The sequence below is a fragment of the Chitinophaga skermanii genome (genome assembly GCF_003259335.1).
GTDB classification, from domain to species: Bacteria; Bacteroidota; Bacteroidia; order Chitinophagales; family Chitinophagaceae; genus Chitinophaga; species Chitinophaga skermanii.
Map to the genome: position 1 here is coordinate 21,594 of NZ_QLLL01000012.1, position 14,203 is coordinate 35,796.

The 14,203-nt window shown below is 42.5% G+C and carries 10 protein-coding genes; 8 read left to right on the top strand and 2 right to left on the bottom strand.

Features of this window, described 5'->3' with window-relative positions; all coding sequences use genetic code 11:
• Positions 1–55 precede the first annotated feature (55 nt).
• A complete protein-coding gene (locus LX64_RS23600) occupies positions 56–1,951 on the top strand; it encodes an OmpA family protein (protein ID WP_111600170.1) in 1,896 nt (631 codons plus the stop codon).
• A gap of 11 nt (positions 1,952–1,962) precedes the next feature.
• Positions 1,963–2,421: a hypothetical protein gene (locus LX64_RS23605; protein WP_111600171.1), complete on the top strand. Its 459-nt coding sequence runs from the start codon at positions 1,963–1,965 to the stop codon at positions 2,419–2,421.
• 79 nt (positions 2,422–2,500) lie between these two features.
• Here the strand turns inward: LX64_RS23605 and LX64_RS23610 are convergent, their stop codons facing one another.
• Together LX64_RS23610 and LX64_RS23615 are read right to left on the bottom strand one after the other, a co-directional pair.
• Positions 2,501–3,754 (bottom strand): hypothetical protein, encoded by a 1,254-nt coding sequence (locus tag LX64_RS23610; protein WP_111600172.1) that lies wholly within the window; start codon positions 3,752–3,754, stop codon positions 2,501–2,503.
• Positions 3,755–4,071: 317 nt separating this feature from the next.
• Positions 4,072–4,896 (bottom strand): 5'-nucleotidase, lipoprotein e(P4) family, encoded by an 825-nt coding sequence (locus LX64_RS23615; RefSeq protein ID WP_111600173.1) that lies wholly within the window; start codon positions 4,894–4,896, stop codon positions 4,072–4,074.
• Positions 4,897–4,982: 86 nt separating this feature from the next.
• Here LX64_RS23615 and dprA point away from each other — a divergent pair, with 86 nt between their 5' ends.
• The 6 genes from dprA to LX64_RS23645 all read left to right on the top strand — a co-directional run bounded on the left by dprA (position 4,983) and on the right by LX64_RS23645 (position 13,989).
• Positions 4,983–6,080 (top strand): DNA-processing protein DprA, encoded by a 1,098-nt coding sequence (gene dprA / locus LX64_RS23620; RefSeq protein ID WP_111600174.1) that lies wholly within the window; start codon positions 4,983–4,985, stop codon positions 6,078–6,080.
• A 170-nt stretch (positions 6,081–6,250) separates the two neighbouring features.
• Complete coding sequence (gene guaB, locus LX64_RS23625) at positions 6,251–7,726, top strand: IMP dehydrogenase (protein ID WP_111600175.1); 1,476 nt, start codon at positions 6,251–6,253, stop codon at positions 7,724–7,726.
• A gap of 124 nt (positions 7,727–7,850) precedes the next feature.
• Positions 7,851–9,461, top strand: coding sequence for an apolipoprotein N-acyltransferase (gene lnt / locus LX64_RS23630; RefSeq protein WP_111600176.1), 1,611 nt, complete (start codon positions 7,851–7,853; stop codon positions 9,459–9,461).
• Positions 9,454–10,257, top strand: coding sequence for an alpha/beta fold hydrolase (locus LX64_RS23635; protein WP_111600177.1), 804 nt, complete (start codon positions 9,454–9,456; stop codon positions 10,255–10,257). Before lnt ends, LX64_RS23635 begins: the two co-directional genes overlap by 8 nt.
• 992 nt (positions 10,258–11,249) lie before the next feature.
• Positions 11,250–13,181 carry a T9SS type B sorting domain-containing protein gene (locus LX64_RS23640; RefSeq protein ID WP_111600178.1) on the top strand — a complete coding sequence of 644 codons (1,932 nt, stop codon included), beginning with the start codon at positions 11,250–11,252 and terminating at the stop codon, positions 13,179–13,181.
• 46 nt (positions 13,182–13,227) lie between these two features.
• Positions 13,228–13,989, top strand: a complete 762-nt coding sequence (locus LX64_RS23645) for an SDR family NAD(P)-dependent oxidoreductase (protein ID WP_111600179.1) — start codon at positions 13,228–13,230, stop codon at positions 13,987–13,989.
• Positions 13,990–14,203 lie beyond the last annotated feature (214 nt).

A 14,203-nucleotide genomic window follows, 5' to 3' on the forward strand; every position in this document is an offset into this window, starting at 1 on the left:
TTATTTACTACAACATCGGGCGTTTTTTTTCGTTACTTTGAAAGCACGAAGTACTATGAAAAAACACACCTTATTGATGATTTGCAGCTGCCTTTTCGTGCAGTTGAGTTTGCATGCGCAAAATGTAACGTACAGCACGGCAAACAAGAAAACCCAATCCCTCTTCGATCAAGCGGTAGATGCTATGCGCAGCTACCAAACGACAAAAGCGATCAGCTTATTGGAATCGGCCATCAAGCAAACCCCCAATTTCACAGATGCTTATGGTCAACTAGGACTTGCGCAACTCGAGCTGAAACAATATCCACATGCCATTCAATCCTTCGAGAAGTTATTACAACTCGATACTGCCGCCTTTAAAACTATTGGCTACGGCTATGCCCGGGCATTAGCAGGTAATGGCCAATTCCCTCAATCGTTAGACGTTATTACCCGCTATGTAGAACGCTCGAAAGCACCTTCCGACAAAGCATTACGATTAAAGGCTAGCATGGAATTCGCGGCAAAAAATAGTACGCCTGTACCTTTTACTCCGCGGAACTTAGGCGACAACATCAATTCCAGTGAAGCAGAATACTTTCCTTCTATTACCATCGACGATCAAACCCTCGTGTTCACGCGCCGCGTAAAAGGAACGAATGAAGACTTCTTTGTTGCAGGAAGAGATACAACAAAACAGTGGAAACGCGCCGCCAATATGGGCGAACCTATTAATAGTGCTTTCAATGAAGGCGCCCAAAATATTTCGCAAGACGGGGAAATGATCGTTTTCACCGGCTGCAACTTCCCCCAAGGAAAAGGTAGTTGCGATATTTATTATTCAGTAAAGGAAAACGGTATATGGTCGGAACCCCGAAATATGGGCAATGCCATTAACACGGAAGGCTGGGAAACACAACCTTCCCTCTCTCCCGATAAGCAAACACTCTATTTCGTTCGTGGTACTTCCGATAATGGCTACGATATTTACTCCAGCACGCGCAATAGCAGTGGTGTATGGCAAGAAGCCGTACCATTAGGCAATACCATCAATACAAAAGGCAATGAAACCACGCCCTATATTCATGCCGATAATCAAACACTCTTCTTTGCATCAGACGGATGGCCCGGCTATGGCAGTTTAGATATGTTTTACGCAAAAAGGAATGCGGACGGTAGCTGGGGCGAAGCTAAAAACCTAGGCTACCCTATCAATACCATTGAGGAAGATGCCAGCCTAATTGTGGCCGCGGATGGTAAAACGGCTTATTTTTCTTCAGACAGGTCGGATAGCCGCGGAGCATTGGATATTTATAGCTTTGAACTCTACGAGAGCGCTCGCCCTGCACGTACTACATACGTGAAAGGATATGTATATGATTCTACCACGAACAAGCGCATATTAGCGGCCATTGATTTGGTAGATCTCAGCAATGGTCAAACAATTGCTACCATCAGAAGCGATAATAACGGCCATTACTTGGTGCCTTTGCCTACTGGGAAAGATTATGCCTTTAGCGTAGCTCGCCGCGGATACTTATTCTATAGTGATTACTTCTCGCTCTCTGGAAACATTGATCTTACGAAACCTTACGAGAAAAACATTCCCTTACAACCGTTGGCTGTAAATGCTGAAATTGTACTTAAAAACATATTTTTCGATACAAAAAAATACGAATTACAACCCGCTTCGCTCGTAGAACTAAATAAACTCGTTAAATTACTAACGGATAACCCCGGTATGAAAATCGAAATTAACGGGCATACCGATAATGTTGGTAATGATGCCGACAATCTAAAGCTTTCGCAAAACCGTGCTAAATCTGTGGCAGATTACCTCGCTAGTCAAGGTGTTGCTGCTAACCGGATTACCGCCAAAGGTTTCGGCGAAACCAAACCCGTTGCAGATAATACCACAGACGAAGGTCGTGCTCAAAATAGGCGCACCACTTTACGTATCGTTAGTTTATAAAAACATTTATCATGACTATTCCAACTTACATTCACCGTGCTACAATAGAGCCGCTGATGGCAAACCTACAACCCACGTCGACTCCAATTTGGGGTGGTATGACGCCCCAACACATGATTGAACACTTAACAGCTATTCATCATATCGGTTGCGGAAGCCCCGAAGCACCATGCTTTACCGACGAGGCCAAACTACCTACCATACGCGAGTTCTTGCGTTCGGAAGTAGAATTAAGACAAGGTGTGATATCACCTATCTTCGGAAAAGATTTACACCCTTATAAGCATCCAGATCTAGCCACAGCAAAGCTGGCCTTCTTAAATGCTGTTGATATTTTCCACCAATATTACCAAGCGAATCCTGGCAAGCTGCACATGAACCCGGTATTTGGGCAATGTAGCTATGAAGATTGGCAGCTATTCCATAAAAAACACAACTACCATCACTTCAAACAATTCGGGCTCGTGTAATACGTAACCGTGTAGGATAAAAAAGAAACCCGTCACTACCAGGTAGTAGACGGGTTTTTATTTTGAAATAAAAATGAAACTATTTAGAGAAGCGGTAACGCATGATCAACTGAAGAATATTTGATTTTACAGCGTCGTTACCAATCCCTTCACCCAATTTTTGACCTAATTGGTAGCGCAATTCCGGTGCGAAACGGCCTAATTGTAACCCTGCACCTACAATAATAGATGGAGAGTAGCCGGATACTTTCACTAACTCCTTACCAGAATTTTTGAAGCCACGCATGGTTTCTTCAAACGTATTTTTACCGGCGCCCATACCCAAACCATTTCCTAGACCAGCGCTTAAAAACGGTTGGTATTTACCATTTGTAAGTTTTACGTTATACAAGATATTCACTTGGAAAAAACGTACAGCAACATCCATCGTACGCGATGTTTCTTGAGAGGGAATAGTGTATGTTCCGTTTGCAGCTATACTGTGGTAATAACCTTCGAACAACAACACGCTACCATCATTTTTTCTTGATAAAGGCAATTGTACAAATATACCAATAGGGATACTCATTTTCTGCTTAATATCCTCGCTACCCACGCCGCTGTACTTCATGTTGTAACTGGGGAAACCTATGCCTAACAAAGCACCCCAACCAATGGATTGTTCTGCACTACTGTTCTTAACTCTCGCCAATGCAACACCTTCTTTTGCGCCATATTTACATTTCAAATACTTGTTAATAGCGCGTGTAATTTCTTGGCGAGAATACTCCAATGTGCCTATTTCTGTTGCCAAAGCACAATCACCAAAAATCTCTGTCAATTCCTTCTTGTAAATAGGAATGGTTTCCAGCTTTTTCGTGGTAGTATTAAACTGTACCAAGTTTGTGAGTGGTGTAAATTTTCCACTTTCATCTTCCACAATAAAAGTAGTATACCCACCGCTAAAAATATTACGGTACAATTTCATTGAAGATCCTGCAGATACCATTTCGATGAAGAACTTTCTTGTTTCAATGGTTCGAGGATCGTCGGCATGTGTGGTTAAATAATTAACGCCCTGATCTGTTTGATCGAGTGTTAATTCACGGCTTACAAATAAGAGGCCATCGGCGTCGAATTTCACACCGTTTATTTGCGCGGCTGTATACGTGGTTACTTTACCGTCGGCTTGTTTGAATTGGAAGTTATTCGGCGTATTCATCATTACAGGGCGTTCTACTAAGCCGCGTAACGAATCGCCACTTTGTTGAATGATAACACCTGGTTCAAACTTTTGTGCAAAGGCGCTCAGCGACAGGCAGCATACGGCCAGTGTTAATTTTAATGACTTCATTTTCGGGATTTTGATTGCGTTAGGTTTAATTATTGTTTGTGTAAGTTGAATGTAAAGTTGACTGGTATTGAATACTTATAAGCACGCAGTATAGCGTGAGGCAGTTCGCTGCCAACATCAAATGGAATGTTCTCATACTGTAGGGAATTTGTTGCTTCGTTACAATTTCAAATATTCAATACTAGTTAGGTTCTATTGTTTACCAGGGTCACGTTGGCTTACTACTCATTAGATTTCGGGCTACAAGATAATTTCTTTTTCTATTTTTTATACATACTGGAATAAAAAAAATCCTCGTCGTGGACGAGGATTTTTTGTTAATATGATTTTAATGCTTTTTGCAAGGTTGAATCTCTTTGCTGCATCGTGGCTTTGTAATTGTATTTTATTAAAGCACTTTGCCAATCGCCATACATGGCATTGGGAAGTACAATAAAGCGACTACCAAATTCCCCGCGCAATTTTAACACAGCTGCATTGCGTTCTTCGGTTGATTTGTGGTTTTCGAATACACCGGCAAAATCGCCGAGGTTATCACCCATTAATAGAACAATGTCGTGCGTTTTAGCAACGGATTCTCTACGCGATTCTTTCGCTGAAGAAGTTGTTTTCAGCAATAAATATTCAGCCGTAGCATTGGGGAAATTGAAGCGTTGTAAGTTTTGTAAAGTACCGGCTTGTTCATCTGTTTTACGGTTCGTGATGTAAAATACTTTTACACCTTTTGAAGCTGCGTATTGCAAAAAGGATAATGCACCGGGAATTGTATCGGCTGCCGCTTTGGAAGTCCATTCGTTCCAGGATGCGTCGGTATATTCTTGACCTAATAATGCTTGGTGTGCATTATAGGGGCTATTATCTAAAATAGTTTCATCAATATCTGTTACAATAGCACGTGGTTTTGATGAAGGTTGTTGAAGGATAGCATCGAGGCGTAATGCAGCCAATTGGTATGCTTGGAAGCAGAGGGCTTTATATTCGCCTGCATGTTGCATATAGAGTGCTCCCCATGCTGGACCACCGGGTAATAATAAAGTTTGTTGGCTAGATTGGGTTTGTTGAACAGGTTTCGATGTTTTACACGCTGTCATTCCTACGAACCCCATCGCAGCAATCACCACCATTTTACAGTATGCCTTCATATGAATTAAGATTTTGAATGTATAAATCCAGGGCAAAAGTCGGCAGAAAAATTGTAAATTCAGTACGATAAATTGTTAACCCAACCATGCAAGCACTACATTACCAAGTGGCGCTTACTTGTATTCCGCAAGTAGGCCACGTTGTTGCCAAGGAATTATTACAACATGTACATTCCGCCGAAGAAATATTCAAACTACCTTTCAACACACTATCAAAAATTCCACTTATTGGTCCTACTAGGGCTAAAGCGATCAAAGCATTCCGTGGATTCGACCGTGTAGAACAGGAGGTGCAATACATGCAACAGCATCAAATTCAGCCCATCTTTTACACCGATCCATGCTACCCAACGCGCCTTCAGCATTGCGTAGATGCTCCTATATTGTTATATGCTAAAGGCAATACAGTATTGAATACACCACGCGTGGTAAGTATTATAGGCACGCGCCGGCCCACTGCTTATGGCAAACAATTATGCGAACAGTTGGTACGGGGTTTACAAAAGGAGCAGGTACTTGTTATTAGTGGTTTAGCGTACGGCATTGATGTAGTAGCCCATGAAACCTGCCTACAAGCAGGAATGCCTACGGTGGGTGTATTGGCCCATGGCTTCGATATGCTGTATCCCCCGGCACACCATGCCGTTGCCAACGCCATGTTGCAAAATGGAGGTTTACTAACAGAATGCATGAGTTATACCCCTTTACACCGCCAGCACTTTGCCAGCAGGAATAGGATTGTAGCCGGCTTAGCAGATGCTACGATTATTGTAGAATCTGATGAAAAAGGAGGCTCTTTAATAACGGCCGACCTAGCCCATGGTTACCACCGGGATGTAATGGCATTTCCCGGCCGCGTAGGCGACCCGGCATCGGCAGGCTGCTTACAACTGATCAGGGAACAGAAAGCCCAGTTAGTAACCTCTGCCAGCGATGTGCTCGATTATATGAACTGGACATCAACTTCCCCTACCCCACCCTCTCAACAAAGAACCTTATTCTACGAATTGCCTCCGGAGGAACAACAGTTATTCAACCTTCTACAAGCTGGGCAAAAGTTGCCTTTTGAACAGGTGATACAGCAAAGTGGGCTACCTTATAGCAAGGCATCGGCAGCTTTATTAAACCTCGAAATGCAAGCAATTGTACGCGTATTGCCAGGAAAAATCTACGAGTTATGCTAACATACATGTAGAAAAAATCTGATAGCAAAATATTAACAAGCCGGGCAAACCTTTACTGGTAGGGGGTCGTAGGCTTACGCAAAAAACCCGTGAAGGATGCTTTTTTGTTATTGCGTAAAATAAGTGTACATTTGCGTGCAATTATTTTTTAACTGACTAATAATTGCAACATGCCTGCGGGAAAATCCAAACCGAAATTTGTAGCTGAGGGTCTTACATTTGACGACGTACTGATCGTACCGGCTTACTCTGAAGTGTTACCTAGGGAGGTAAACTTATCTACGCAACTCACCAAAAACATTCGTCTGAACATACCAATGGTATCCGCTGCAATGGATACTGTTACAGAAGCTGATCTCGCTATCGCGTTAGCACGTGAAGGTGGTATCGGTATTTTGCACAAAAGTATGAGCATCGAAAGACAAGCCGAAATGGTTCGTAAAGTTAAACGTTCCGAAAACGGTCTTATCCTCGATCCAGTAACATTACCGGAAGACGCTACCATTGGTCAAGCGCTCCGTTTAATGAAAGAAAATAGAATCGGTGGTATTCCTATCGTTAACAAAGCCGGTAAACTCGTTGGTATCTTAACGAACCGCGACTTACGTTTCGAAAAGAATATTAAACGCCTTGTGAGTGAAGTAATGACCAGCGACAGCCTCATCACTGCTCCAGAAGGAACTGATCTTAAGAAAGCGGAAAAAATCTTACAACAATATAAAATCGAGAAATTACCGGTTGTTAATAAAGCTGGTAAACTCGTTGGTTTGATCACTTATAGAGACATCATCCAATTAAAAAGCTACCCGAACGCTGCAAAAGATAGCTACGGTCGCTTATTAGCGGGTGCTGCTTTAGGTATCACAAACGACGTACTTGACAGGGCGCAAGCTTTGATCAATGTAGGTGTTGACGTGGTATCTTTGGATAGCTCTCACGGTCATTCTAAAGGTGTAATCGAGGTATTGAAGAAATTGAAAAAGACCTTCCCTAAATTAGACGTTATTGCAGGTAACGTTGCTACAGCAGAAGGTGCATTAGCATTGTATAATGCAGGTGCAGATGCTGTGAAAGTAGGTGTTGGTCCGGGTTCTATCTGTACAACAAGAATTGTAACAGGTGCCGGTTTCCCTCAATTATCTGCCATTATGGATGCAGCGAATGCATTGAAGAAAACAGGTGTACCGGTAATTGCCGATGGTGGTATCCGTTATACAGGTGATATGGTAAAAGCGCTTGTAGCAGGTGCATCGGCTATTATGGCCGGTTCTATCTTCGCAGGTGTTGAAGAAAGCCCTGGAGAAACAATTATCTACGAAGGACGTAAATTTAAATCGTACCGTGGTATGGGTTCTATTGAAGCCATGACTGAAGGTTCTAAAGATCGTTACTTCCAAGATTTAGAAGATGATATTAAGAAATTAGTACCAGAAGGTATTGTTGGTCGTGTTCCATACAAAGGCACATTAACAGAAGTGGTACAACAATTCGTAGGCGGTTTACGTGCTGGTATGGGCTTGAGTGGTTCAAAAGACATCAAGACATTACAAGACGCACAATTCGTGAAAATTACAGCTGCAACTGTAAAAGAAAACCACCCACACGACGTAGTTATTACGAAAGAAGCACCGAATTACAGCAGGTAATAAAAACTACCCGCATTTAGTTCGTTAAAAATATGATCCCGTCTCTACTTCTTAGAGACGGGATTTTTTTATTACAAATCGTTAACATCAAAGCGCTATTTTTGGAACCTATTGCACAAAAATTATGCGTACCAGATTCAAACCCGTTACTCTCAGCATCCTTAGCGGCGCTTTATTGTGGGCAGCTTGGCCTACCTTTCCTTATGCCACGTGGTTAATATTCTTTGCTTTTGTTCCTATCATTTACTTGGCGCAAACCTTGAAAAAAGGGTATGCATTTACAGGGCTTGCTTTCTTAGCCTTAATGGTGTGGAACGTGGGTACTACTTGGTGGGTGGGTAATACGCCCGTACCTATTAGCGGGGTATTTGCGAATGTATTTAACAGCTTATTGATGTTAATTCCACTCGTTGGGTTTAGAGGTGCTACGCGCAGGTTTGGTGATAAATGGGGATATGTGGCCTTGGTGGCTTACTGGTTAACATTTGAATATGTGCATTACAACTGGGAATTAAGCTGGCCTTGGTTAACGGTGGGGAACGTATTTGCTAGTCATCCTAATTGGGTACAGTGGTACGAATATACCGGAGCCAGTGGAGGTACGGTTTGGGTGTTGTTGCTGAATATTTGGGTGTATAGCATATTGAAAAGCGTGCAGTTTGATGTAAAATTGGCGGTTCGCCAATTGTGGAAACCGGCGATGGCGGTTGTGGTGCCGGTGATTTTGGGGTATAGCATTTTCTATACGAGTAATGCCCTCAACATCAACAAAGGCGGGGCTACAGAAGTAGTGGTTGTTCAACCAAATATAGATCCATACAACGAGAAGTTTAACGATGGATCTTCCATGGAACAATTGGAAAAGTTATTGCAACTTTCAGCAGAAAAAATTACACCTAATACCCAATACATCGTATGGCCCGAAACAGCGCTTTTTACCAATGGCGCTATTGAACATCAACTCAACTTCTCGCCAGAAATAACCCGTATAAGGCAGTTCTTACAGCCATTCCCGAAAGCGAAGATTATTACAGGTGCTGTTACGTATAAATTCTACGGACCCAACGACGATAAACCGGCCTCTACCCGCACCTCGCAAGATGGTACAAACTACGATGCATTCAACTCCGCTTTGCAAATAGATACATCGCAAAGTGTGCAAATTTATCATAAGTCGAAATTAGTGCCAGGTGTAGAACTGGTACCTTACGTACGGTATATCAGTTTTATGCAATCGTTGGCGCTTGATATGGGTGGTGTTACGGGTAGTTACGGGCGTACCCCGGGTGTGCCTTTTTTCCACAACGATCAACAAAATACAAACGTATTACCACTCATTTGTTATGAGTCGGTGTATAGTGAATTTGTTGCCGAGAAAGTGCGCGAAGGTGTGAACTTGTTAGTGGTAAGTACCAACGATGGATGGTGGGGCAATACACAAGGTTATAAACAACATTTACAATATGCCTCTATACGCGCCATAGAAACGCGTCGTTGGGTGGCAAGAAGTGCGAATACGGGTTCATCAGCCTTTGTAACGCCATACGGTGAAATCCAACAAGCCCAACCTTATTGGGAGCCGGCTGTTATACTTGGCAAGGTGTATATGCGCCAGGATCAAACGATGTATGTACGTTTCGGCGATTACCTCGCGAAGCTGGCTGTTTTGGCCTGCATCTTGCTGCTCGTATGTACAATTTATCACCGTATAAGACACAGAAAGCAACATGCATAAAACTTTTCAATACGCAGATAAGAAAACCGGGAGCTATTACGTAACCGGCAGCGGGCCTGTAGTAGTATTACTGCACGGTTTCGGGGAAGATGGTTCTGCTTGGGAGCATCAAACGAATTACTTAGCGAAAACATCAAAAATTATTGTGCCTTCTTTACCAGGCACACATGGATCGGATATTACACACCCACTTACCATCGAAAGCATGGCCGATTTCGTGCATGCTTTGTTAGTAGCAGAAGGTATACAAAAAGTGGTGATGATTGGCCATTCCATGGGTGGCTATATAACCCTGGCTTTTGCCGAGAAATATGGTGATATGCTACAAGGTTTCGGTCTTTTCCATTCTAGCGGCTTAGCCGATACGGAAGAAAAGAAAGAAGCCCGCCGCAAATCGATCCGCTTGATCCAAGATTACGGGCACGATACATTTATACGGCAAGCGATACCGGGCATGTTTGCTAACCGCTACCGTACCGAGCATCCCGAAAAAGTGGATAACTATCTCCACCGCGCCATGCACATCCCCGGTGCCACGCTAATTGCCTATTACGAAGCCATGATCTTACGCCCAGATAGAACAGCTGTACTGAAGCAAGCACAAGTACCCGTACTGTTCATCATTGGCGAAGAAGATACCGCGGTAACCATGGATGCAATTATGCCACAAACTTCTTACCCTACAACCGCCAGTATCCACATTTTAGAGAAAGTTGGCCATATGGGGTTATGGGAAGAAGCGGAAGAAAGCAATTACATCTTGGAACAATTCATTCGCTACTGCAATCACTCCTAATCATTCCAGCACAACATATTTCTACCATGCACCGGTTTTCGATCGGTGCATGGCAATTTTATAGCAGGCACATCATCGAACGCCCCTATAATTAGGCACAAACAATTGATTATAAAGAAGTTCAATCTATAAAACATACCGTATTTTTCTAAACAATTGTAAATCAAGCTTTCATATACCCGAGCCTTTAACTTCCCTTTGACTTCCCTTTAACTTGCCTTTGAAAACCCTTTGAAAAGCCTTTGACGACCCTTTAAAAGACTTTAACCTGCCTTTGAAAGACTTTGACTTCCCTTTGAAAGACTTTGACGATTCTTTGAAAATAGCTTCCTAGATATAGGCTACATATATCCTGGATATATAGGAAATATATCTCCCCCCTTGTAAATACGCAGTTTTACCATTAGAACAACATTAAACTAACATTAGGAGATATTATTTTATAAGGGTTTCCGCCATTTCACCCCTTGTAACCCAAGCTGGTACTAGATCTATTTAAAACCACTGCATTCACACTACCATCGAACCACTTTCCTTCACCTATACGCCACTTACTATCTTTTACAAAAATGGGGTTTATTAGCCCTAAATTTCGCCTCTCGTTTCAAAAACAACAAAATACACGTCGGCACTTTTTAAATTGAATTTGGAGGCTTTTAAGCACCCATCAAACCACCTTTGCAGTTTGTTTATTTCCTGCAGGCATTCCCCATTCATAAAATATTTTCCACTTTTTTCGCAGCCATGCTACAAATAGGCAAATATTCCTATTAAAAATTCTGTTTACATGTAAAATTGCTTACACATAAAAAGATCGTACAATAAACCTTATGTATAAGGCGAAAGTCTTGCTGCTATTCAACCTGCGCGAAATGTATTTATGCACATTTTTAAACAATTTTAAGGGGAATTGCATTTTATAAGGTGGAACATTTATCGTAAATTTTAACTGGTTCCCAACGTAGATACACCCTAACGTAACCCTGCTTCCCATGATGAAACGTTTAATGCTGGTTATCATATTATGTTATTGCTGTTCTATTGCCACGGCTTATCACATTATTGGTGGTGAGGTGTACTATGAAACGCTGGGCTTCAATGCGCTTACCAATAACTACCGCTATAAAATCACCATGAAACTTTACCGCGATGGTGATTTCGTTTGCGGCACACGACAAGGGTGTTTAGATATCTTCGAAAACCCCGTACCGCTGTATATTTTTAGAGGCTCGGATGGCTCATTAGCACGTGGTCCTATTCTTTTCACCATTACCGATCGACAACCACTACGCGATACTTTGAAGAACCCTTGTTTAGCTCCACAAACCATTTACTTAGAAGTAGCTTATTATACTGAAGTGGTTGAATTACCGGCTATTTCCGGCGGGTATTATGTTACGTACCAACGTTGTTGTAGGGGTGAAAATTTGACGAATATTGAAGCCAGTGAAACCGAAGGTTCTAACTACTTCGCTTTTATTCCGGGTACCGAATCTCGCCCGGGCAACAACTCTGCTGTTTTTGTGAAAGATGAAGCGCTTGTTATATGTGCCGGTCTTCCACTACAATATACCTACACCGCGCGCGATGCCGATGGTGATAGTCTTGTGTATTATTTATGCGACGCTAAAACCGGCGGAACCGACAGGCGAAGTGATGCACAAACGGTAAACCCTCCTCCTTTCAACAGGAACGTGCGGTATCTCGATCCCTACAATGGTTCGAACCCCATGGGCGGTAATCCTAGGATTAGTATTTCGAACCAAGGAATTATTACAGGCACCCCGGAACGTTCGGGGCGATACGTTGTATCGGTATGTGTAAGTGAATATGATCGTACCACGAAAAAACTGATTGCTACCCACCATAAAGATATTCTCATTACCGTGTTCAATTGTAATACGAGGATTACGGCGCAGATCAACAACGTTTTACAAAATTGCTTAGACACCAGCAGCTTTGCGGTACCTATAGCGAATTACAGTACAGCAGGCTTTACGTCTACTTTCCATTGGACTTTCAGCGATGGTACCGATACCATTACCAATAGCAAAAACTTGTTCTACAAGAACTTTAGCGATACGGGATATTACACGTACAAATTAGTGGTGAATAAAGGCTTGCCTTGTACCGATAGTATCGAAGGAAAAATATTTAACTATCCCGGGTTGCGGGCAGGTTTCTTCGTAACAGGCGCCTGTGCTGAAAAGCCTATCACTTTTAGCGATACATCCAGTTACCGTTATGGCACTATTACAAATACCAGTTGGAATTTAGGGAACGATCCACCTAGCATATACAACAATATGCGGAACCTTACCTACACCTTCAACGAAGGCAAAACTTACTCTGTATCGTTAACGCTGCAAACGGATAAAGGGTGTACTGAAACGGTCACGAAAAACCTAGATGTACAGAAAGTATTTGCCTTTGCCGGCAATGATACAATACTCGCTCGCGGGCAAACGATGGAGATGAAAGGACAAGGAGGAACCGTGTATCTCTGGTCGCCCCCCGAAGGCCTCAGCAACCCGAATATTTCTAACCCTGTATTAACCTCTAACATCGATCGAACGTATAATTTATACGTACAGAATGCGGCAGGTTGTGAAGGCTCCGACGATATTAACGTGAAGTATTATGAAGGACCTGAAATATATGTACCTACAGCCTTTACACCGAATGGTGATGGGGTGAATGATATCTTTAGGTTTATACCGGTGGGCATTATTGAGTATAAGTTCTTCCGGATATTCAACCGGTGGGGGCAAGAGATATATTCTTCTGTTGATTTTCGAAAGGGATGGGATGGTACGTTTAAAGGCAACCCTGCTAAAATGGATACGTATGTGTGGGTAGTGGAAGGCACGGATTTAAACGGGGCCAAAGTATTACGAAAAGGAACCGTAACTTTATTACGTTAATTGAAAAGCATGAAGATGTTTCTTCACACAACGTAAATCACAATACATGAAAGGAATTATATTAGTAACCGGTGCCACAGCGGGTTTCGGCGAAGCCATCGCAAAGAAATTTGCAGCGGCGGGATATCATTTGATTATCACCGGAAGAAGAGAAGAAAGATTGGAAGCCTTGCAAACAGCCTTAGAGCAAGCCCACAACATTAAAGTATTACCCTTGGTATTTGATGTGCGTAGCAAGGAAGCCGTGAATGTTACCTTTGAAAATCTCCCGGAAGCGTGGCGTAAAATAGATGTGCTAGTAAACAATGCCGGTTTAGCCTTGGATTTATCGACGATCGACGAAGGGAATTCAGATGATTGGGATACCATGATCGATACCAACGTAAAAGGATTATTGTACGTTTCGAAAGCTGTTATTCCTTTCTTAAAAGCACAAGGAAAAGGGCATATTATTAACATTGGTAGTACAGCGGCGAAGAATGTGTATTTGAAAGGAAACGTGTATTGCGCCACTAAGCATGCTGTAGATGCATTATCGCAAGCTATGCGCATCGATTTGTTACCTTACAATATTAAAGTAACAGCTATTCATCCCGGTGCAGCAGAAACCGAGTTCTCGGTGGTACGTTTCAAAGGCGACCAAGCAGCGGCTGATAATGTGTACAAAGGCTTCGAACCTTTACACGCGGAAGATATTGCCGATGTAACTTTCTACGTCAGCCAATTACCGGCCCATGTGTGCATTAACGACCTGGTGATTACACCAACAGCACAAGCGAATGCTATTTATACACATAAAGTGTTGTAAAATAACGAGGTTTGAGCTGCAGTTGTTGCCAAAATTGTAGCTCAAATCTTCCTTCCATCCCCCAAATACTCCCTCTCCCCCTTCAAAACACCTGTATTTTTCCTCGTAAGTAGCCTTAAAAATCCCACAGACATGCTATTTCCAGATATAATATATTTTATTTATATTTGATATACCTGTATATTTGTGGCGAAAGAAATGCGTACTGAGGTTC

Bases quoted from the DNA above. Each gene is read 5' to 3' on its own strand.
- LX64_RS23600 (WP_111600170.1), top strand. From the start codon at position 56: ATGAAAAAACACACCTTATTGATGATTTGCAGCTGCCTTTTCGTGCAG.
- LX64_RS23605 (WP_111600171.1), top strand. From the start codon at position 1,963: ATGACTATTCCAACTTACATTCACCGTGCTACAATAGAGCCGCTGATG.
- LX64_RS23610 (WP_111600172.1), bottom strand. From the start codon at position 3,754: ATGAAGTCATTAAAATTAACACTGGCCGTATGCTGCCTGTCGCTGAGC.
- LX64_RS23615 (WP_111600173.1), bottom strand. From the start codon at position 4,896: ATGAAGGCATACTGTAAAATGGTGGTGATTGCTGCGATGGGGTTCGTA.
- dprA (WP_111600174.1), top strand. From the start codon at position 4,983: ATGCAAGCACTACATTACCAAGTGGCGCTTACTTGTATTCCGCAAGTA.
- guaB (WP_111600175.1), top strand. From the start codon at position 6,251: ATGCCTGCGGGAAAATCCAAACCGAAATTTGTAGCTGAGGGTCTTACA.
- lnt (WP_111600176.1), top strand. From the start codon at position 7,851: ATGCGTACCAGATTCAAACCCGTTACTCTCAGCATCCTTAGCGGCGCT.
- LX64_RS23635 (WP_111600177.1), top strand. From the start codon at position 9,454: ATGCATAAAACTTTTCAATACGCAGATAAGAAAACCGGGAGCTATTAC.
- LX64_RS23640 (WP_111600178.1), top strand. From the start codon at position 11,250: ATGATGAAACGTTTAATGCTGGTTATCATATTATGTTATTGCTGTTCT.
- LX64_RS23645 (WP_111600179.1), top strand. From the start codon at position 13,228: ATGAAAGGAATTATATTAGTAACCGGTGCCACAGCGGGTTTCGGCGAA.